General features: G+C 40.0%; 18 protein-coding genes. 4 read left to right on the forward strand and 14 right to left on the reverse strand.

The window, feature by feature from the left end:
• Nucleotides 1–3 precede the first annotated feature (3 nt).
• The 6 genes from MKY45_RS16540 to MKY45_RS16565 form a co-directional block, all read right to left on the reverse strand.
• Entirely contained in the window at nt 4–417 is a 414-nt protein-coding gene (locus MKY45_RS16540; protein WP_042535504.1) for a DUF948 domain-containing protein, read from the reverse strand.
• Between the two features lie 647 nt (nt 418–1064).
• A complete protein-coding gene (gene murC / locus MKY45_RS16545) occupies nt 1065–2360 on the reverse strand; it encodes a UDP-N-acetylmuramate--L-alanine ligase (RefSeq protein WP_042535506.1) in 1296 nt (431 codons plus the stop codon).
• Between the two features lie 588 nt (nt 2361–2948).
• Nucleotides 2949–5540 carry a DNA translocase FtsK gene (locus MKY45_RS16550; RefSeq protein WP_341173127.1) on the reverse strand — a complete coding sequence of 864 codons (2592 nt, stop codon included), beginning with the start codon at nt 5538–5540 and terminating at the stop codon, nt 2949–2951.
• 132 nt (nt 5541–5672) lie between these two features.
• Complete coding sequence (gene ytpR / locus MKY45_RS16555) at nt 5673–6278, reverse strand: YtpR family tRNA-binding protein (RefSeq protein ID WP_341173128.1); 606 nt, start codon at nt 6276–6278, stop codon at nt 5673–5675.
• Between the two features lie 5 nt (nt 6279–6283).
• On the reverse strand, nt 6284–7099 hold the full coding sequence (locus MKY45_RS16560) for a DUF1444 domain-containing protein (RefSeq protein WP_042535510.1): 816 nt from the start codon (nt 7097–7099) through the stop codon (nt 6284–6286).
• A gap of 16 nt (nt 7100–7115) precedes the next feature.
• The gene (locus MKY45_RS16565; RefSeq protein WP_332093802.1) at nt 7116–7442 is read right to left on the reverse strand and encodes a thioredoxin family protein; all 327 of its coding nucleotides are present in this window, start codon (nt 7440–7442) and stop codon (nt 7116–7118) included.
• Between the two features lie 674 nt (nt 7443–8116).
• Between MKY45_RS16565 and MKY45_RS16570 the strand changes: the two genes are divergently transcribed.
• Nucleotides 8117–8557 (forward strand): YtoQ family protein, encoded by a 441-nt coding sequence (locus MKY45_RS16570; protein ID WP_042535514.1) that lies wholly within the window; start codon nt 8117–8119, stop codon nt 8555–8557.
• A gap of 48 nt (nt 8558–8605) precedes the next feature.
• On the opposite strand, the gene MKY45_RS16575 is transcribed toward MKY45_RS16570, so the two are convergent.
• Together MKY45_RS16575 and MKY45_RS16580 are read right to left on the reverse strand one after the other, a co-directional pair.
• Nucleotides 8606–9118 (reverse strand): DUF84 family protein, encoded by a 513-nt coding sequence (locus MKY45_RS16575; protein ID WP_042535516.1) that lies wholly within the window; start codon nt 9116–9118, stop codon nt 8606–8608.
• 4 nt (nt 9119–9122) lie between these two features.
• Nucleotides 9123–10187, reverse strand: a complete 1065-nt coding sequence (locus MKY45_RS16580; protein WP_042535518.1) for a M42 family metallopeptidase — start codon at nt 10185–10187, stop codon at nt 9123–9125.
• A 179-nt stretch (nt 10188–10366) separates the two neighbouring features.
• On the opposite strand from MKY45_RS16580, the gene MKY45_RS16585 reads away from it, so the two are divergent.
• Nucleotides 10367–10681, forward strand: a complete 315-nt coding sequence (locus MKY45_RS16585) for a PepSY domain-containing protein (RefSeq protein WP_042535520.1) — start codon at nt 10367–10369, stop codon at nt 10679–10681.
• Nucleotides 10682–10730: 49 nt separating this feature from the next.
• Here the strand turns inward: MKY45_RS16585 and MKY45_RS16590 are convergent, their stop codons facing one another.
• Nucleotides 10731–11588, reverse strand: a complete 858-nt coding sequence (locus MKY45_RS16590; RefSeq protein WP_042535522.1) for a YtnP family quorum-quenching lactonase — start codon at nt 11586–11588, stop codon at nt 10731–10733.
• Between the two features lie 184 nt (nt 11589–11772).
• On the opposite strand from MKY45_RS16590, the gene MKY45_RS16595 reads away from it, so the two are divergent.
• Both MKY45_RS16595 and MKY45_RS16600 read left to right on the forward strand, forming a co-directional pair.
• Nucleotides 11773–11955, forward strand: a complete 183-nt coding sequence (locus MKY45_RS16595; protein ID WP_042535524.1) for a hypothetical protein — start codon at nt 11773–11775, stop codon at nt 11953–11955.
• On the forward strand, nt 11952–13421 hold the full coding sequence (locus tag MKY45_RS16600; RefSeq protein WP_341173129.1) for a sodium:solute symporter family protein: 1470 nt from the start codon (nt 11952–11954) through the stop codon (nt 13419–13421). The genes MKY45_RS16595 and MKY45_RS16600 overlap by 4 nt, the downstream gene beginning before the upstream one ends.
• 35 nt (nt 13422–13456) lie before the next feature.
• Here the strand turns inward: MKY45_RS16600 and MKY45_RS16605 are convergent, their stop codons facing one another.
• From MKY45_RS16605 to MKY45_RS16625, 5 genes are all read right to left on the reverse strand, one after another.
• Nucleotides 13457–13645 carry a hypothetical protein gene (locus tag MKY45_RS16605; protein WP_042535527.1) on the reverse strand — a complete coding sequence of 63 codons (189 nt, stop codon included), beginning with the start codon at nt 13643–13645 and terminating at the stop codon, nt 13457–13459.
• A gap of 130 nt (nt 13646–13775) precedes the next feature.
• Nucleotides 13776–14828, reverse strand: a complete 1053-nt coding sequence (locus tag MKY45_RS16610; protein ID WP_042535529.1) for an FUSC family protein — start codon at nt 14826–14828, stop codon at nt 13776–13778.
• A 210-nt stretch (nt 14829–15038) separates the two neighbouring features.
• Nucleotides 15039–16424: an NAD-dependent succinate-semialdehyde dehydrogenase gene (locus MKY45_RS16615; protein ID WP_212929539.1), complete on the reverse strand. Its 1386-nt coding sequence runs from the start codon at nt 16422–16424 to the stop codon at nt 15039–15041.
• A gap of 154 nt (nt 16425–16578) precedes the next feature.
• Nucleotides 16579–17745 carry a hydroxymethylglutaryl-CoA synthase gene (locus MKY45_RS16620; RefSeq protein WP_193064351.1) on the reverse strand — a complete coding sequence of 389 codons (1167 nt, stop codon included), beginning with the start codon at nt 17743–17745 and terminating at the stop codon, nt 16579–16581.
• Between the two features lie 203 nt (nt 17746–17948).
• On the reverse strand, nt 17949–21035 hold the full coding sequence (locus MKY45_RS16625) for an AAA family ATPase (protein ID WP_332093804.1): 3087 nt from the start codon (nt 21033–21035) through the stop codon (nt 17949–17951).
• Nucleotides 21036–21049: the final 14 nt, after the last annotated feature.

A 21049-nucleotide genomic window follows, 5' to 3' on the forward strand; every position in this document is an offset into this window, starting at 1 on the left:
GATTTAATTAGACTTGTGTTTCCGATTATTCCAATACTCAAAAATGGAAGCACCCCATTTTACTGCTTGAGCAGCTTTTTCCTGGTCCTCTTTTGAGTGCTTTGAAATAATATTAGATAATTGCTGTAATGACTTATTAAAGTCTTCTACTGTATCACCTATTCCCTTTGCTCCCTGGATTAAACCATCAAGCTGAGTTGATTTTTGAGTTAAATCAGCTACCAGCCCTTTAGAATCCTGAACAACCTCTCTTGCATCTTCTGTAACTCCATTTACCTGGTGATTGATTTTCCCTAATGTTTCCCGAACTTCTTCCATTGTTTTCTTTGTGTTGAACACTAAAATAACCGCATAAATCATTAATATGAGCAAGGCTATTATGGCAATTGCCAGTGCACTATAGAGGATAACTCCCATAAACTTATATCACTCCTTTATTTCTTGATTCATCCATATTGATTAAATACGTTTTAAGGGATAGTATGTACTTCATAAAGAGGTTGTCCAAATAACCCGGTAAAAATGTATTGGATAAAACATTGCTTTATCCAGTCTGCAGGAAAACACGATTATTTGGCTCTTTAACATCTGCGGTGAAGTAAACGGCATACTTATCCGTATCACTTTTAGCCCATTCCATACCGGGAGAGCTGGCACCATAATTTATTCTTACCCTGCATAGCTAAAGAATAAACTACATTTTCCCTTAAAAGATTTAATCCATATACTTATTGTATCTTATTTTTCCGTTAAAATACAACATCAATCTATATCCAGTATAGAATGCTGCAGCTAACCGCCCTTACATCGAATGAAATTTCATTCAGCAGGTATTTTCGAACAGCTGTCTTTACTGTATTTAAGATACATTGCTTTCATCAATAGTACTGCAAGAATGGCTTATATCTGCCCCTGTGTCGCTGTTTAGCAACGAGAGCCAGTGGAGCCCCGGAAATTCTCTAAGCAATCCATAGACAGCTCTTTAGCCTCTCAGGATAAACGAGATTGCCTGCACACCCACGGCAAATAGAAAAAAGCAGTGAACCGCTTCACTGCTTTTTCATTTAGGCTAGTGTCTCTTCATAGGATTTCTGGAATTTTTGAATATCTCCTGCACCCATGAAAATCAACACGCTATCTTTATATTCTTGTAGCACATTGGTATGCTCTAAATCTAAAATATCACTTTCAGGAATCAAATTTTGCAGATCCTCAATAGTTAATTGACCTGACTGCTCTCGAGCCGACCCAAAAATATCACATAAATAGACTTTATCTGCTTGGTTTAAACTATCTGCAAATTCTTGTAAAAATGTTTTTGTACGTGTAAAGGTATGCGGCTGAAAAATAGCAACCACTTCTTTATTTGGATACTTTTTACGAGCTGATTCAATTGTTACTGCAATCTCCTTAGGATGATGTGCATAATCATCTACAATTACCTGAGAATCAATTGTCTTTTCTGTAAAGCGTCTTTTAACCCCTTTAAAAGAGCTTAATTCCTTCATAAATTCAACTGGAATTCCTTCGTAGTGACAAATCGCTATCACTGCTAGTGAATTTAAAATCGTATGATTTCCAAATGTAGGAATGAAGAAATGCTCATAATAGGTGCTTCGAACATATACATCGAATTCTGTTCCCTGCTCTGTCTCTACCACATTTTTCGCTTGGAAATCATTTGTCTCATTAAAACCATAATAAATAATCGGCACTTTCGTATGAATGCCTTGAAGTTCTTCATCATCACCGCATGCAACAATACCTTTTTTCACGCGATCAGACATAGATTGAAAAGCATCCACTACATCATCTAAGCTTGTAAAATAATCCGGATGATCAAAATCAATATTTGTCATAATCGCATAGTCCGGCTCATAGCTTAAAAAGTGTCTGCGATATTCACAAGCTTCAAAAGCAAAATATTTACTGTCAACATGCCCACGCCCTGTCCCGTCTCCAATTAAATAAGAGATTGGATAAGCACTTTCCAAAACATGTGATAATAATCCTGTCGTTGTCGTTTTCCCGTGTGCACCTGTAACAGCAATACTTGTATACTGCTTCAACCATTCGCCTAAAAACTCATGATACCAATAAAATTTACAACCAAGCTCTCTCGCTTGTTTTATTTCAACATGGTCTTCAGGAAAAGCATTTCCTGCTATAATCGTATAATCTGATTGAATATTATCTTTTGAAAAAGACAGAATAGGAATATGTTTTTCTTCTAATGCCAGCTGTGTGAAAATACGGCTGTCAATATCTGAACCCTGTACTTTCTCACCTGAGTCATGAAGAATTTGTGCTAATGCACTCATCCCTGTTCCTTTAATACCTATAAAATGGTAAGTTGTCATAAAACGAACCTCCAACGTTTTTTCATCCATTCATTTTCATGTCATTTTATTTGTTATCAGCGGCTCTGTGTCAAGATATTATATAACCGCAATCCCATTCAATGGATTATAACAAATAAATAACTTATTTTAAAGCAAAATTTATTATTTCAAAGCTTTTAAAAGTAAATTCAAGCATTTTAAACATATTTTTTTAAACGAAAGCGTTTGTCCGCCCATTTATTTACATAAAATGTACTTCCTTTTGCATTTTTGCAAATGCTGGCCGGTGGGGACGAATCATCTCAAGTCCCTATTATCCTTTCTTAACACGTAAAAAAGAAGCACCATTTTCTGTACAGATAGAGAGCCTATATCTCATTCTATACAGATAATGAATAATATGTGCTTTTGCCTTATATTTTCTTTCTCTCTTGAAAAGCTTCCTTTATATTTTAGTAACTTTCCGGAATTATAGCAACTTTTTTAGTTGTCCTTATTTTTGATATGCGGAGAAACAGCATCCGGCAAGCCTTTCTTAACAAACAAAGTGTGAGCTAGTTTATTATAAAGTAACCGTATTTTCACCGCCAAAAAATGAGAGACAGTTTACATACTGTCTCTCTGCGCTTTTGTAATCAAGACCTCTCGCGCACGGCTGCCATTTTGCCCTGAGATAATTCCCCGCTGTTCCAGAGAATCAATTAATCTCGCAGCACGGTTATATCCTATTTTAAAATGCCTTTGCAGGGAAGATGTGCTTGCACTATTTTGATTTAATACAAATTCAATCGCATCTTCCAAGAGATCATCTTCCTCTTCATCTATCTGTACTTGTTCTAATAAATCTTCCTGTTCAAACAGATATTTCGGTTCAGCCATTGATTTTGCATAATTTGCTACTCGTTCAATTTCCTCATCAGACACAAATGGTCCTTGTAAACGAACACTTTTCCCGGCGCCGTTCTCAATCAGGAGCATATCCCCTTTTCCAAGTAACTTTTCCGCACCGCTGGAATCAATAATTGTCCGTGAATCCACTTGGGAAGATACACTAAAAGCAATTCTTGTAGGAATATTTGCTTTGATCAGACCTGTAATAACATCCACAGATGGACGCTGCGTTGCAAGCAGAAGATGAATACCGCATGCTCTTGCTTTTTGCGCAATTCTGCTGATGGCATCCTCCACATCCTGCGGAGACATCATCATTAAATCAGCTAATTCATCAATAACAATCACGATAAACGGCATCTTTTGATCTGCTTTTCCTTCTCGCAGCATTTTTTGATTATACCTGCTTATATCCCGGACCCCTTCATTTACAAAACGATCATAGCGATCCTCCATCTCTGCCACAGCCCATTTCAGACTCTGTGTAGCAGCTTTAACATCTGTGATGACAGGAGAAACAAGGTGCGGGATACCATTATATGGAGCAAGTTCAACCATTTTAGGATCGATTAACAGAATCCGCACATCCTCATGACTGGCATTATAAATTAAGCTGACAAGAATGGTGTTGATACAGACACTTTTCCCCGAACCGGTAGCTCCTGCAATCAAACCATGCGGCATTTTATTAATATCAATTACTTTGGGCATTCCTTCAATAGTCAGTCCCAGCGCCACACTTAAAGGAGACTTATTATCTTTAAAATCATCCGATTCAATTATCCGCTGGATCCCCACCATTTCCGGGTGAAGATTAGGAACCTCGATGCCTACTGTATTTTTACCTGGAATAGGTGCCTCAATACGAATATCCTTCGCTGACATATTTAGTTTTAAATCGTCAGCTAAGTTTTTAATCTTGCTTACCTTGACGCCCATCTCAGGATGCACCTCAAAACGTGTAACAGACGGCCCCTGTGTTGCCTTTACAACTTTTGCTTTGACTTGAAAATGCTTCAATGTCTCTTCCAGTAAATCTTGCTGTTCTATCAGCCATTCTTCATCCTCTTCGGTTGATTTGGCTGCTGGATCGTTTAACAAGTGCAAAGGAACCTCTCTCGGTTCAGGTTCGCTCCGTGAAGGTACAGGTGCAGGTACTATATTCACAGTCGAAGCCATGCTTTCGGAATCTTGATTCGTTGCATGGGTTTCGGCTAATTTTTCCTCTGCCTTGCGCAGCTCGTCCTCGCGTCTTTCATGTGCCTGCTGCAATCGCTGAAAAATTTCCTCCCGTTTTCGCTGCTCCTGCAAATTTTTCTTATCCCGCGGAGTCATCATTACATTAAAAGCAGTTGAAGCCTGACTTGACCTTTCCTTATTCTGGCTTGGCATCTGGTTTGTTGTATGAATCGGGTTTCTTTTTTGGGAAGTAACATCATTTTCAGTTTCGGTTTTAAGCTCTTCCGGCTCCGGAGGTGTTTCTTGAACCTCATCTTCCTCCGTCTCCAGCATCTCCGCCGTACTGCTGATTTCCTGCTGAACTTCATGCGTTTGTTCTAATATCATATCTTCTGAAAAAGTATCCTGCTGCTTATCTGACGGATCCGCTGTTTCAAAGATATCAGCTTCTTTTCTATCCGAGTGGTGTCCTGTATCTATTGTCGGAAATTCTTCCTTTTTCCTTAACAATGATTCAGTTGACATCATCGTATCTTCTAAGCTGCTCGCTGCTTCATCCTCTTTTTGAAGTTTGGATTCCTTTCTCTGATACGCTGGTATTTCATGAATCAGCTTAGATTCTCTCGACTGAAAGCCATAAATCGGAGAAGGCACCTCTGTCGGCTGAAAAGGAACATCCGGGTTTTTCTTATATACTTTTCTTCCCGGGTTATTTTCCGCTTGCGGAGTACTGCGCGCATTACGTGCAGGATACGAAGCTTCTTTTCTGCTTCGGTTCGGCAGCGGGCGATGATTGTCCGGCTTTTTGTCCGCAGTTGTTTCTTTTCTTTGATTATTTTCTCTGTGTGTCCGTCTCTCTCTTCTTTCTTGTACAATATCTTGATTTCTTCTTTTATAACTAGGTTGCTTGTCAACATTCGTTTCTTTTTTTTGATCAACAGTATCTGGAATCACCGGAAACTTAAATGATCGCCCGGAAGGATAATGGTATGTCATTTTTGTCTGTATATTTGGTTGTTTATCAGATTCTTCCTGTTCAACCTCAACAAATTCCTCTACTTCTATTTCCACTTCTTTTGTAAATATGTTTTTGAGCCGTTCTTTCCATTGCTCCCACCACATATGCATTCACTCATTTCCTTAATTGTTCATACTGTTCATTTTAGCAGTTTTTCAAGGGGATTTACATGATTACTGCGATAATTTTTTCGGTTTCCTTTCCTGTTAAAAAATCCCCTGCTCACACAAGGGATTTGAAAGTTAAAATGTAAATTCTTCGCCAATTTGATACGTATCATCCAGTACATAAATGCCTTTTTCCTTCGGCACATCAGGCAAGCCCAGTTCTTTTTGAGAACAAATCATTCCGTGAGAAGGTACACCTCTTAATTCAGATGCTTTAATTTTCATTCCGGACGGCATCGTTGCTCCTACTTTCGCTACAACGACCTTTTGACCTTCATCGATATTTGGAGCGCCGCAAACAATTTGCAAGGTTTCTTCCCCAACATCAATTTGACATACACTTAATTTGTCCGCATTTTCATGGGCCTGTTTTGACTTTACAAATCCTACTACAAATTTCGGGCTCAAATCAAATTCAAGGGGGTCATCTATTCCTTTTCTTTGGAAAAGTGTACGAATTTCCGCTAATAAGCTTTCTTCTAGAGGAATCGCACCGTTTTTTTCATCTAATTGAAAGTAGGTGGAAGCATGAAAAATATTGTAGCCAAGCACTTCTCCATCAGCTGATGTTATTTTAGTGATATCCCCATTCGTTTCTTGCTTTAATTCATAGCGGTTCCCTTCCTTAATAGGAAGAATCAATACATCTCCAATTCCTTGACGGTTATAAAAAACATCCATTTCTTTCACTCCTCATTTTTCTCAGGTCGATTTTTTGCCAGTATAAATACCGGCTCTAATTTTTTATTTTCATAAACAAACGGCAAAGAAGTAATCGGTATTCTGCCATCCGCAAAAAATTTCATTGTCATTTGCGCTAAAATATCATATCCAGATTTATTTTGGATATCTCCTAAAATAAGCACATCCTGATGCGGTACAGCAACAGTTAATTCTCCTTTTGCATTGGCACGCATCTCTTCTAAAAAGGCTTCGTTCAGAATACGGCTTGCATCATAACCATCCTGTGTTGCCAAGAAATAAAAATCATTGCCTGCAACCTGATCTGCTTTCGGCTGATAAGATAAAGAGCGGATATTGAAAGATGCTATTTCATCTAATCTTTCCTTAGACCAGCCCTCTTCCTCCAATAAATCCTCATCAATCAAACGGTAAGACTTTCCTAAATCAAGTGCATAGAAAACCCGGGTTTCTGCAGTATGATCTTTATAAATCAACTTCTTCTTTGCCTTTGTTTCTGTCGGGAAGGAAGGGGAACGGAGCACAGGAAAAATCTGCTTTTCCATTCCTTTTAAATGCTGCGTCTGATTCATAATTTTTAACGCTTCATTAACATGCTCCACGATTTCATCAAGGGCTTCCTTCCCCCGGTCATTATATTTAGCAATTAAATTAGGCAATGATACCGTCATGCCTTCGTTCGAGTCCTTCCATTCAATTCGTACAGCATCGTCATCACGCTTGTAGGTCACTCGATAATCAGGGTTCTTCAGTTCATCCTCCAACAGGCGTTTCATCTTAATGCTTGTCATTTTTGCCATACAAATGCCTCCCTACCTATTTAGCAAGCCCGTCTAAAAAGGATTCGATTTCTTCTTGTGTTTTCCGGTCTTTACTTACAAATCTGCCCAGTTCTTCCCCTTTTTCAAACGCCAGAAAGCTAGGAATACCATAGACATCATATTCCTGACAGAGCTCGATAAAGTTATCCCGATTTACTTCTACAAATTGAAATTGTGAATAAGCCTCTTCTATTTCAGGCAAAATCGGTTCAATCACGCGGCAATCCGGGCACCATCCTGCCGTAAATAAAAAGACAACCGGGCCTTCTTGAATATACGTATTAAATTCCTCTGTATTTTGTAATTCTTTCATTTTATACATCCTTTCTTTACTCCTATCATAGCTTGCCACACATATTCTTTCAATTATGTTACCTTGTTTCCATATTATTTGAATTTTGATTTTTATCGTTCATTTTTCAAATAAGATAAAACAATAACATCACTTGGTCTTTAAATATCGGTGTTTTTGCCAGAGTGATACCCCCTGCGACGGGTTATGGCGGGGTGAGTAATCACCAATGTTGTCAGGTTAATGCGGCCGCTGCAGAAAAACACTACGCTTTCCGTGGGCTTGAGCTCAGCCTCCTCAAAAAAAGAAGTTCGCTTTTTTCTGCGGGGTCTTCCCTACGCGCTTTCCCACAGGAGTCTCCGTGTTTTTCCTTCGCTAGTTAGTCTTATTACTATCTACTAGAATCAAATATAATTTTTATAAACTCATTAACCTGAAAACATTGGTAATCACATTCCCATAGGTAACACACAGAGACTACTGGTCAGCTAAGAACGTCACGTCCTGTGGTCTGTGGTCAACAACCGGCACTACAACGTCCTGTCCGTCGTGGGAAGCGCAGTGTATTTCTGAGGTTGCGAACGCACCCCATAAAATCCATTAGGGCGGTAGCTATAAATCATTTCTATACAATAATCAAATAACTTAACAAGTTTAGGAAAAACATTTACTATTAAAGATACCATTGATTGGGAGGGATTGGAATGAATTTAACAGTTTATCTTGCTGGACAAATTCATGATAATTGGAGAGAAGATGTTAAAAAGCTTGCGGAAGAAAAAAAGCTGCCGCTGACATTTGTATCTCCGCAGACAAATCATGACCGTTCAGATGATATCGGAGAAGCAATCTTAGGAAAACAGCCCGGTAATTTTTATCGTGACGATGCTGCTTCCAGTGTTAACAATTTTCGGACACAGGTATTAATGCAGAAATCAGATATTGTGATTGCTTTATTCGGCGAAGAATATAAACAATGGAATACAGCGATGGATGCAAGTACAGCCATAGCTTTAGGAAAGCCGACGATTATTATTCGTCCGGAAAAATTAATTCATCCTTTAAAAGAACTTTCCAACAAAGCAAATATTACAGTGGAAACCGTGGAACAAGCATTAGATGTTATTGGTTATATCTACGAATAATGATTTTCTCAAACAAAAAACAGGCTCTATCGCCTGTTTTTTGTTTGATTATTTTTGCCCCGCAAAATCATACTGCCCTTTCAGAAGCTGTACAACATGTGTAAACATACTTTCTCTTGATATCAGGTTATTCGTAAAGATACCAATAGCTCCTTCCTGGCTGCGGACATTTTCTTTCTTGGTATAGGCATCCATCACCGTACTTAATTCCCCGGCTTTTTTAAGTGCTTCCTCAATTTCTTTTGGGAGGGCAATCCTTGCACCACTGGCAGTATATAATGTGCCATCCGCTGCAGCCAGCGCTCCCCAGTTACAGAGAAATAATGTATCGTCCACATACATGACGCCTCCTTCTAAGCCAATTCCAATAGCATCAGCACTTCCTGCAGCACATGCCTTCGCACGATTCACCGCGCCAATCCGCGTCTCCTCATCTGAAAAAGGCTGGGCAGACACTTTAGACGGGACTTCCCTCGAGCTTAGCTCCAGTTCTGGAAAAACATTTCGGACAGCCTGGATTTTAGTTGGGTTTTTCGAGCCGACAATAACTGTTTTCTGCATTTCATTAACCCTGATGCAATGCGGAAACAACTGTTTCGTCTGTTGTTTTAACAAGTTTTGTAATTAATTCTTTTGCTGCGGCATAATCATCTACATGAATAATCGATGCTGATGTATGAACATACCTGGAGCATATCCCTACAACCGCAGAAGGAACGCCATCGCCTGTTATATGAACACGCCCTGCATCTGTACCGCCTGGAGAAACAAAGTATTGATACGGGATATCATTTGATTCCGCTGTGTCCAGAACAAATTCGCGCATGCCTTTATGCGTAATCATTGTGCGGTCAAAAATACGCAATAAAGCTCCTTTTCCCAGCTGGCCAAATGCCTTTTTATCCCCTGAAGCATCATTAGCCGGTGAAGCATCTAATGCGTAAAAAATATCCGGTTTGATCATATTGGCCGCTACCTGTGCTCCGCGTAATCCAACCTCTTCCTGTACTGTTGCACCAGAATAAAGCTGATTTGGCAGGGTTTCCCCTTGCAGTTCTTTTAAAAGCTCGATAGCCAGCCCGCAGCCGTAGCGATTATCCCAAGCTTTTGCCAAGATCTTTTTCTCGTTGGCCATCGGTTCAAACGGTGTAACCGGAACAATGGTATCTCCCGGACGAACGCCGATATTTGCGACATCCTCTTTATCATCCGCCCCAATATCAATCAGCATATTTTTTATTTCCATCGGTTTGCTGCGCTGTGCTTCAGTTAATAAATGCGGCGGAACAGAAGCAATCACTCCCGTAACCGGTCCATTTTTTGTCATTACCTGAACACGCTGAGCCAGCATAACCTGGCTCCACCAGCCGCCTAAAGTCTGAAAACGAAGCATGCCATTATCTGTAATCTGTGTTACCATAAAGCCGACCTCATCCATATGTCCAGCCACCAAGACAGTAGGACCTTTACCGTGCTTTACTCCAAATACGCCCCCCAGATTATCCTGAATGATTTCATCCGAATATTTCTCCAATTCCTTTTTCATAAATTGGCGAACGGCATGCTCATTCCCTGAAGCTCCCTGTAATTCCGTTAAATTCTTAAATAATGCCAGTGTTTCTTTATTCATGTAAAGCCTCCTATATACAGTTAGTATATCCGTAAAAATAGATCTTCAATATTACAAGTATACCCGAAAAAGCCCAATCCTTTCCAGTACCGGTGTTCAATTATTTGTATTTCTCTCACCGTATGCGATATACTACAAACAAAGCAGACATTGAATCTTACTAAACAGAGGTGAATAAATTGAGCAAAAGAAAGGTATTACTTGCAGCTGCATTTGGTATTGCAATCGGTTATATCGCACGTCAACAGGTTAACAATCAAATGAAAGTTACTCCTGAAAAAGCATTGAATCATGCCAAAGAAATGTTTAAACGCCAAGGTCCTATCAGTGGCTCCTGGATTTATATGAAACCGGAAGAATTAGAAAGAAACGGACTGCTTTATGATGTATACCGCGGTGGTGTAACTAGAAATATCGATGGTACGAATAAACAATATGATTTCTATGTAGACATAGAAACTGGTGCTGTTATAGATACAGAAGCAGCAGTATAATATACTTTGTTAATAAGCAGCCTTCCTTTTTGGAGAAGGCTGCTTTTTCTTAATCATAAGAATATCGCAACCTCTCCACGTGATCTATTTTCTCTCCAGCCTCATTAAACCTGACTGCCCGGTAATAAGCATCATGATAAAACGTAAACCAGACCTTTTCCTTATAACCCGCTTCCATCCAATATTCTTTTTGTAATACAGATTGAACTGGATAATCATCATATGCAAGCGCCCATAATTTATTTTGATGTGCATGTGTCGGCATAATATCTGCCATATGTATGAAGCCTTGCTCTCCTTCCCGGAAACGAATGATAGCATGCCCCTCACTATGGCCCCCGGTATGAACCATTGTTAAACCCGGCAATACCTCAATTTTTTCACGAAACGGATAAACCTGATCAACTACCGGCCTCCAATTCTTCTCCCAGTATGTATTTATTGAACGGATATTCGGCTGCTGCATCTCATTCCATTCTATTTGGGAAACAAAAATTTTTGCATTTTTAAAGACAGATTCGTATTTTTCCTCACCAACTAGTTTTGTTAAACCGTTCGCATGATCATAATGAAGATGTGTCATTAATACGATATCAATATCGTTCACTGTAAGCTCTAATTCAGATAAGGATGCTTCTATATTTGTTTCTTCCAATACTCCGAAATTTCTTTTTTGTTTATCAGATAATTTATTTAAGCCGATTCCTGTATCAATAAGTAAATTAGACCCATCTAATTCAATTAAAATCGGGTCTGTTCGAAGTTCAATTTGATTTTTATCGTTATGCGGATATTTTTTCGCCCATAAAGCCTTGGGAACGACACCAAACATTGAGCCTCCGTCCAAATGTGTAACGCCCCCATTTAGCCAGGTAAGTTTCGCACTGCCGATCTGTAAGGTTTCCATCTTTTCCCTCCTTTTTCTTAAGTTTAGCTGATAAAAAGCTTTGTTGCAACCGTTTCCAAAAATAGGTTATTATTTGCGTCTTAAATAATGTGGCAAATTTATGAACAATCTGCTATGATTGTTAGCGAATTCACATTCTTTCTATTGTGAATTATATCACATTAAAATATATGGAGGCAGGCTTATGAAGGAAAAAAACGCAGCAATTATTATCGGCATTATCGTTCTTGCCGCTTTTACCATCCCTTTTGTACTTTTAAGTCATGTTGAAAAATGGTATGGGAGCTTTCTGTTCTGGCTGATGTTAACTTTCATCGTCATCGGACTTAATGCCATACTAACAAAAGATTGGAGCAATGAAGAATGAATGTATCACTGATTTGGTGGGGATTAGGAATTTATATTGTTATCTCTCTTTTTATCGCTTTTTTATCGCGAACTGGCAAACAGACAAATATGGGCGCTTATTTTCTTGGCGATCGTAAGCTGGGCGGTTTTGTTTCCGCATTAAGCTACAGCGCTACAACATACAGCGCATTTATGCTGGTCGGCTTAGCAGGGCTTACCTATCGTGGCGGAGTTGGCGCGCTTGGTTTTGAACTGATCTATTTAATGGGTGTGTCGTTAATTGCATTTTTTGGTCCCCGTTTTTGGATTGTCGGAAAAAAATATGGTTATATTACACCATCTCAAATGATTGGCGACCGTTATCAAAGCAAGGCTTCTGCCATTGCGATTGCCGTCAGCAACTGTCTTTTTTTAATACCCTACAGTGCTGTACAGTTAGCTGGAGTAGGATATCTGCTGCAGGGCGTATCAAACCAGCAAATCTCTTTCAGCACCGGCGTTATTATCGCTGTTGTTTTAGCACTCTTTTTTGCATACATAGCCGGAATCCGCTCTGTGGCCTGGACAGACTCGCTGCAGTCCTTATTTATGATTATCGGTTCAACCTTAGTTGTACTCTTTTTAGTCCGCGAACTTGGCGGATTTTCGGGCTTCTTTGAGCAGCTGGAAGGTCATCATCCAGAAATGCTGACAGTGCCTGGCAATGGATATTTCAGCTTCTTAACATTTATCGGGTTAACCATTCCCTGGTTTTTCTTTAGTATTTCAAATCCGCAGGTCAGTCAGCGTCTGTTTATGCCAGCTTCTTTGAAAAGCATGCGGCGTATGTTATTAGGCTTTATGATTTTTGGCTGTATCTATACACTGGTATCTATATTTTGGGGGTATTCCGCTTTCTTATTAGAGCCTGGTCTAGACAACGCTGATTTAGCTACACCCGTTGTACTGACCTCATCAGCTGTACCTTCTGTTTTAGCTGTTATTGTCATGGTAGGTATTATTGCTGCCGCTGTTTCGACGATAGACTCGATTCTGCTTACATTATCCTCAATGTTCGCGAAGGATGTTTACGGAAATATTCGCAAAGGGACAACAGATCAGGTCCAGCTTCGCATCGGGAAATTTATTATACCTGTTATTGCTCTGCTGGCTTACCTATTTGCAGAATTACAATTAGATTTAATCGCCGTTCTGTCCGTTGCTTCTTCTGCCGGCTTAATTGTTGTTGTCCCGACAATTATCGGCGCTTTCTTTTGGAAAAGAGGCACCGCCGCTGCTGTATTGGCAAGCACCATTATTCCCGGCGCACTTGTTCTGATATTAGAACTGCTGCAGACAAAGCCGTTAGGAATGGCTTCTGGTTTATGGGGACTGAGCCTGTCCTCCCTGCTATTTGTCGGTGTCAGTATATTCACGAAAGCCCCTGAAGAAAAAGCAAACGAATTTATTGGCTATATTAAGGAAAATCTTCATCGTAAAAAATAATAAAACAGCGTGTAGACACGAACCTACACGCTGTTTTATGTTAATGAAGCAAGCATTTGACGCTGCTGCTCCTTCACAATCTCCATTTGTTCTTCTATTTGTTTTTGTGTTTCTTCCTGCATATACTTTTGTTTACTTTCCAGGAGCGTTTGATACGCATTTTCATATTTTTCATACATATAATATAAATTTTCTAATTCATGATGAGATAAAAAACGGACCAATTCCATCCTCCCCTTTTCTCTGTATACTATTACTACTATATGCAAAAAAGGGAGGTTTTATACCTGTTTTATGTGGCTCTTGACAAAATAGCAAAGGAGACTGTGCTGCCACAATCTCCTTTGCTTCTACTTATTCCTCTTCTTCATGTAATCCTTTTTTACGCACATACTTTTCTAACTTATCCAACTCATAGAAAAGCTCGACAATACTATTCGCAACAGGAAAAACATAATGCCATTTTTCATAGTCTGTTCCTTGCAGTGCATCAATTAAATTATTGATCGTTACGCTCATCGCATTTTTCGTCTCTTTTTGCAGGTCCCTGTCCAGGACGATGCGATCTTCATACATAAGAAAGACATTTTCACTATAGTTATTGATCTCACTGACCAGCTTTTTAATTAAGAAAGACTTGCCGGCAGCCATTTGTTCAATTTCTTTTAAATTTTTTTCCAGCTCTACGATCAGCGTATGCTTCTTTCGCAATACCTGTATCATTTGCTTATAAATGACAATGCTGCGGAAAAAAGATCTGCGCTTCCGGATAAACAGTCTATTTTTCTCATCCGTAATGATATCAAAATAATCTCTTATTTTATTAATTTGTTTCTCCACATTTCTTTCTTCGTCCCGGATTTGCGGGACACTCATCGTATTACTCGGGATAACTCGCAGAAGAAAATGAGAACTTTCACTGGCTTCCTTAATCATCTGAAACAAAATCTTTTGATGATTCGGAGGATTAACAAATACATTCACGATAAATGCGGAAACCACCCCGATTGCAACAAGTGATACTCGAGATAAAATATATACAAAATTAATATGATCGCCCTGGCTGGCCACCATCATACTGACGATGGTTAATACGGTTAAATTTACTGTTTTGGTCAATCCCAGTTTTATATTAATTGCAATCGATAAAATAACTACTGCTCCAACCGAAATCGGATGGCTGCCAAGCAAAAATACTCCCAATATGGCGAGTGTTGCACCGACAGAGTTTGCAATAACTACTTCTTTAATATAATTAAATGATCGCATGATAGACGGCTGCATTGCTATTACAGATGCAATTGCTGCAATAACGGCATATTCCATATCGAATATACGTGTAATCAATAACGTTAAGGTTACTGCCAACCCTGTTTTTAACATCCTGGGACCAATATTAAATTCCATTCATCTGCACCTCTCTAGAAGTAGTATACAGGTTTCCTTCAAACATGTCATCAGAAAAAGGCAAGCAGATTATCTGCTCCGCCTTTCTCTGCATAAATATTTCCGGCGGGGCGAATAACCGCTATCCCAGCCCCAGGATATTCTGGTAAAAACATGTGACAACTACTTCTTTTCTTTATAAAACCTTAGATAAGCAGCTGTCTGCGTGCCTTACAGCTGAATCGATAAATATTTTACTTCAACATACTCATCAATTCCGTGATGACCGCCTTCCCGTCCAAGGCCGCTTTCTTTAAACCCTCCGAATGGGGCCTGTGCCGTTGATGGAGCACCATCATTAATACCGACGATTCCATACTCTAACTGTTCACTGACCTCAATTGCAGTCGTAAGGTTTTCTGTAAATAAATAGGCTGCCAATCCATAAGGTGAATTATTCGCACGTTTAACGACTTCTTCCTTCGTCTGAAATGTCGTAATCGGCGCTAACGGTCCAAATGTTTCTTCCTGCATACATACCATTTCATCGTTTACATTGGTTAAAATGGTCGGACCGAAAAATAAATCTTCCTTTTCTGTTTTGTTACCTAACAGCTTTTCTGCCCCTTTATCTAGTGCATCCTCTATATGATGTTTTACTTTTTCAACTGCAGATTTGTCAATCAAAGGACCAATATCCACACCTTCTTCTAAGCCGTCTCCAACCTTAAGCTGTGCAACCTTTTCTTTAAATGCCTTGGCAAATTCTTGTTCAATCGATTCGTGAACATAAATCCGGTTGGCACATACACAGGTTTGCCCGGCATTGCGATATTTAGAAGCAACCGCCCCGTTTACCGCTTTTTCAATATCCGCATCGCCCATAACAATCAATGGTGCATGACCGCCAAGCTCCAGAGAGAGTTTCTTCACTGTTTCCGCTGATTTTTGCATGAGTGATTTTCCTACCTCTGTAGAACCCGTAAACGATATTTTTCGAACACGCTCATCCGCCATCCACGCATCACTGATTTCACCTGAGCTTCCAGTAACGATTTGCAGTACACCTTCTGGAATACCTGCTTCTACCGCAAGCTCTCTCAGGCGGATAGCGGTTAGAGGGGTGGCACTGGCTGGTTTTACTACCGCTGTACAGCCGGACGCTAATGCCGGAGCAACTTTCCGTGTAATCATTGCTGCCGGGAAGTTCCATGGTGTAATCGCTGCGATAACCCCTACCGGCTGCCGGCTAACTACAATGCGTTTATCACTTGCCGTTGCCGGGATTGTTTCACCGTAAAGTCTTTTTCCTTCTTCTGCATACCAGGAAATAAAGCTATTCGCATACCGGATTTCACCTGTTGCTTCCTTCAACGGTTTTCCCTGCTCTATTGTCATGATTCTGGCCAGCTCTGCTTCATGCTCTTCCACAAGTGCATACCATTTATTCAACAAAGCACTTCTTTCATAGACAGATTGCTTCGACCAGTCCTGAAAAGCTTGATATGCCTTATCAACGGCTTCCACTGCTTCTTTCTTGCCTCCTTTTAAGACTGTATCGACTACTTCGCCTGTTGCTGGATTTGTTACTTCAATAACTTCATTATTTTTCGTCATTAAAACACCTTCCAACTTTCATGATATGTTTAACTCTACCCCGATTATACATTTTAAAGTCATTCATTTCACATAATTCATGCTGAAAATGTCTTAAAGTTGTCACGAAAAAAACTCCTGAACAGGTTTTATTTTGTCCAGGAGTTTTTTCTTATTATTTAACTGCATAGCTGCGGATATGATCTTTCACACCGGCTAAACAGATTTTTGCCGGATCTTCATTCACATTTAACTTTTTTTCACTTCCGTCTGTTGGAAGTGCTTCTTCAAATACTTTTTCATATGCTGCCACAGAAATGCATTCTCTGTTGTCAAACATTGCTTGATGCGACGCTGTCTGCAAGTGCTTTTTAAAGCCGTTCTGAAGCTTGCCGGACAAGAATTCGCCAACCGCTCCGGATCCATAGCTGTACAAGCCGATGGTATCTCCTTCTTTTAAGTCATCCTGATTTTCTAATAATGAAATCAGACTGAGATAAAGAGAGCCTGTATAGATATTTCCTACATTACGATTGTATTTTGTACTGATTTGATAATTGTTTTTCAACCGTTCCTGTACTGCTTCAGGCGCGTCTTCAATCACTGTACGAAGTGCTTTCCAGCCCATTTTGGTATATGGTAAATGAAAAGCGATAGCTGCAAAATCCTCCAGGCTTCTTCCTGTTTGTTCTTGATAATCTTTCCATACTTTTTGGAAGAAAGCTATATACTGTTCGTTGGAGTATTTTCCATCTACAAAAGCCGTAGAAGAATATACCGGTCTCCAGAAGTCCATAATATCCTCTGTGTAATACGTGCTTTCACTTTCCAGCTCCAGCAATCTTGGCTCAGCACTTACCAAAATAGCAACTGCACCGGCGCCTTGTGTTGATTCGCCAGGTGTATTCAAACCGTAGCGGGCAATATCAGATGCCAAAATAAGTACTTTCTTATCCGGATGCAGTGCAATATGCCCCTTTGCCATTTGTATTCCTGCTGTTGCGCCATAGCAGGCCTGCTTCATTTCTACAGAACGAGCTTTGGGATTCAGACCTAATAATTGATGTACATACACAGCTGCTGACTTGGAATGGTCCACGCCAGATTCTGTTCCAAAAATGACTAAATCAATTGCATCTTTATCTTCCCTGTCCAATATTTGTTCTGCTGCATTAGCAGCCAAAGAAACAGGGTCCTGTGTGATTGGCGGGACAGCCATTTCGTCTTGTCCCAGACCAATTGTAAATTTCCCCGGGTCGATTCCCCGCGCTTCTGCTAAATCATTCATATCTACATACAGATGTGGTGCATAAAACCCCAGCTTATCAATTCCAATCTTCACGATGATTCCTACCTTTCTCCCTGCTGTTCATTCAGGCTCTTTAAAAGCCCTATACTAAAATATTTTTAGAGGTACTATAAAAATTATTGTCGAAAAATATAATAATTAAATGATAATACAGGGGTTGTTTAAATAGCAAATAATATAGTTATTTTTAGCTAATCCATTATAGAAGTCACACAGATAGATACCTTGACAACTTCTTATTTCACGACGATTTCCGTTTTACTGCAGCCCTCTTTTGTTTTATGAACCTCAATTGCTGCCGGAAAGACATCCTTCAGCTCCTGAACATGCGAAATGATGCCAATCATTCTTCCGGATTGCTGCAGCTGAATCAGTGCGTCAATTGCCTTCCGCAGAGACTCTTCATCCAGCGACCCAAATCCTTCATCGATAAACATCGTTTGGATCACGATATTCCCCTGAAAGCTTTGGATAACATCGCTCATTCCCAGAGCAAGGCATAAAGAGGCATGGAATTTCTCTCCTCCAGATAATGTTTTTACATCCCTGGTCTGCCCTGTGTACTGATCATAGACGTCTAATCCTAAGCCGCTCTGTTTTCCACGTGCTTCCTGGCGATCACTTCTTGTCAGATAAAATTGACCATTCGATAGGTCATTTAAGCGAAAATTAGCAGCCTCGATAATTTGATCTAAATATTCCATCTGCAGATACCGTTCAAAAGATACCTTTTTAGGATTTTGTCCACGCAGCGTATCATATAAATCTGTAACGAGCATTCTTTTCTGTTCTATATCCGCCGATTGGTGATGGAACTCCTGCAGCTGATCCACGTAGAATGTCATATCCTTTTTCTCCTGCTGCAGCCGCTGTAATTTTTCAAGACTGGCTGTTGTTTTCTGCTTCCATTTTTCTAACACAGCTTCAATTTCGTATACATCCTGCTTCGACTGACCTTCCAGCTTCTGCTGAAGCTCGGAAATTTGCTTTTCTAATTGATAGCCCTTTTTTTCATATTCAGAGAGCCTCTGTTTAACGGATTGATACGTTGCTTCCTCCCATTTTGCTTCTTGATACCCTTTTTCAGTAAAATCTGCCTGCTCCAATTTCTCTTGAAAGGTCTTCTTCAGATTATCTGCTTTCTGCTTCATTTTCGCCTGGTTTTCTCTAAGGTGGTGCACATCAGCCGTCCACTTTGTGAATGCTTCATGGACTTTCTGATAATTCTCCTGCACCTCTACCCAGCGTTGTTCAAGCTGCTGTTTTTTTGTTTTTAAATGGGTTATTTCAGCTTCTAATTGGGAAAGAACGCGCAGGTTTTCCGGTATTTGAATCAATTGCTGCTGATAGACAGCCTCTTTACTGTGATAATCCGATTGCAGCCGGCTGGCCTGATTGGTCTTTTCATTCCATTCCACTTCTCTTTGCTTTTGTTCCTGACGCTCCCGTGCTAATTCTTTTTTACAATCTGATAAACGGATTTTAGATTGCTTGAGGCGATCCTCTTCCGCTTTTTTCTTTTTTCCTCTTTCAACGATGTCCTGATAGCTCTGTTCCGGGTCAGTAAATACGAATTCATGCTGTGCGAGTTCCTCTTCCAATCCTTTTCTTTCTGATTGATACGCTTTCAGGTTGGCTGTTTGCTCCCGCCAGTCTGTTTCCTTCTTCTCCATCAGCTTTTTCGCTTGTTCCAGCTCTTCCTTACTGACTTCCGCTTCCTTCGTTGCTGCTGGTGACGGATGTTCTAAGCTTCCGCAGACGGGACAGGCTTCTCCATCATGCAGGTGAACAGCCAATACATGCGCCTGATTAGCAAACCAAGCCTGCTCAAGCCGATTGTAAGCCTCTTTTTCCTGCAGATAAACATCCTCTGTACGTTTAACCTCTGTCTCACTTTTTTGCACCTGTGCCGTTTTTTCTTTATATTTTTTCATCAGCATTGCTTGTTCACGCAGTATTCTTAACGCTTCTTTTACGGTGTCCAGCTTGTCTGCCTCTTTATCTAGTACCTGTTCTTCCTGCTCTAAACGATCTATTTGTTTACTTTTTGTTTCACGTAGCGCTTTTAATTTTTCCAGCTGTTCATTCCCTTGCTTTAATTGTGCCGCAAGCTTTTGAATCTCCTGCTTTTTCCCTTCTAATTCTTTAACAACAGGAAGAAATTGTTCTAAGCGGTTTACTTCAATCGAAAGCTTCTCGCGCTTTCCTGCATTTTCCTGTTCTTTTTTAAAATCAGCTTCTGCCTGCTGCTTTTGCTTTTCCATGGTGTCCTTCTGCGCTTCCAGCTGCTGCAGGTGTTTGTTTCCTTCTTCGAGTTCTTTCCAAGCTTCATCCTTTTGCTGCTCATAAGGAATAATCAGCTTCGCCTGTTCAGCAGCAGACAAACCTTTCTTTAAAGCTTCCATTTCCTGCGCTTGTTCTTTCCATATGGCAAGATTCTTTTGATAGGTTTCTAATTCCAAAAAACGCTCATTGATCTGTTTGACTTGGAACAAATGGTTTTGCGTGAGCTCTTGCTGCTTTGTTGCTTCTTTATAATGAGCATCTTCTTCTGTATACACTGCTTCATTTTTCTTAAGCTCTGTTTCTAAAGCTTCTATAATTTGATTCGTATTGACATGCTCTCTATCTGCCAACTCACGGATTTCGGCGTCATCTGGAAGGTCTAAGGAAAATATTTGCGTCCGCAGCTGCTCCATACGGTTGAGAATACGCTGATTTTCTTTTTCTAATTTTGCTTTCTTCTCCCGGAGCAGTTCATTCATATATTTATAATGCGCGGTTCGGAACAAACGTCTCAGGATTTCTTCTTTATTTTCTGTATCAGAAGTTAACAGTTTTCGAAACTCCCCTTGTGGAAGCATTACAATCTGCTTAAATTGATCTGGAGTCAAACCAATAATATCTTCTATTTTTTGGTCAATTTCGCTTACCATTTGTCTGTCTACGCACGGCGATTCTCCATCTGGCCGCACTTCGTAAAATTCGCATTTATCTCCTGTTTTACTCTTATTTCCTTTTTTCACATGACCCAGCTGCCGGAAAATACGATACGTTTTATCTTGTATTTGAAAAATAAGCTCCGCAGAAGTATGTACGTTTTCATCTGCAAAATCACTGCGAAGCATACGCTGGTCTTCCCGGTCAGATCCGCTTGCTTTTCCATATAATGCAAAGGCTATCCCATCAAATAACGTCGTCTTTCCTGCCCCGGTTTTTCCGGAAATGACAAATAATGTGTTCCCTTGCAGTTTAGAAAAATCGATTACTTCTTTTTCCTTATAGGGCCCAAAAGCATGTAATGTTAATTGTAAAGGCTGCATTCTCTTTTCACCTG

Source organism: Oceanobacillus sp. FSL K6-0251, from assembly GCF_038004725.1.
In the GTDB taxonomy this organism is placed as follows: domain Bacteria; phylum Bacillota; class Bacilli; order Bacillales; family Amphibacillaceae; genus Oceanobacillus; species Oceanobacillus oncorhynchi.

Bases quoted from the DNA above. Each gene is read 5' to 3' on its own strand.
- ytpR (WP_341173128.1), bottom strand. From the start codon at position 6,278: ATGGATGTTTTTTATAACCGTCAAGGAATTGGAGATGTATTGATTCTT.
- MKY45_RS16575 (WP_042535516.1), bottom strand. From the start codon at position 9,118: ATGCAGAAAACAGTTATTGTCGGCTCGAAAAACCCAACTAAAATCCAG.
- MKY45_RS16540 (WP_042535504.1), bottom strand. From the start codon at position 417: ATGGGAGTTATCCTCTATAGTGCACTGGCAATTGCCATAATAGCCTTG.
- MKY45_RS16625 (WP_332093804.1), bottom strand. From the start codon at position 21,035: ATGCAGCCTTTACAATTAACATTACATGCTTTTGGGCCCTATAAGGAA.
- murC (WP_042535506.1), bottom strand. From the start codon at position 2,360: ATGACAACTTACCATTTTATAGGTATTAAAGGAACAGGGATGAGTGCA.
- MKY45_RS16570 (WP_042535514.1), top strand. From the start codon at position 8,117: ATGAATTTAACAGTTTATCTTGCTGGACAAATTCATGATAATTGGAGA.
- MKY45_RS16595 (WP_042535524.1), top strand. From the start codon at position 11,773: ATGAAGGAAAAAAACGCAGCAATTATTATCGGCATTATCGTTCTTGCC.
- MKY45_RS16550 (WP_341173127.1), bottom strand. From the start codon at position 5,540: ATGCATATGTGGTGGGAGCAATGGAAAGAACGGCTCAAAAACATATTT.
- MKY45_RS16590 (WP_042535522.1), bottom strand. From the start codon at position 11,588: ATGGAAACCTTACAGATCGGCAGTGCGAAACTTACCTGGCTAAATGGG.
- MKY45_RS16600 (WP_341173129.1), top strand. From the start codon at position 11,952: ATGAATGTATCACTGATTTGGTGGGGATTAGGAATTTATATTGTTATC.
- MKY45_RS16580 (WP_042535518.1), bottom strand. From the start codon at position 10,187: ATGAATAAAGAAACACTGGCATTATTTAAGAATTTAACGGAATTACAG.
- MKY45_RS16565 (WP_332093802.1), bottom strand. From the start codon at position 7,442: ATGTATAAAATGAAAGAATTACAAAATACAGAGGAATTTAATACGTAT.
- MKY45_RS16610 (WP_042535529.1), bottom strand. From the start codon at position 14,828: ATGGAATTTAATATTGGTCCCAGGATGTTAAAAACAGGGTTGGCAGTA.
- MKY45_RS16560 (WP_042535510.1), bottom strand. From the start codon at position 7,099: ATGGCAAAAATGACAAGCATTAAGATGAAACGCCTGTTGGAGGATGAA.
- MKY45_RS16615 (WP_212929539.1), bottom strand. From the start codon at position 16,424: ATGACGAAAAATAATGAAGTTATTGAAGTAACAAATCCAGCAACAGGC.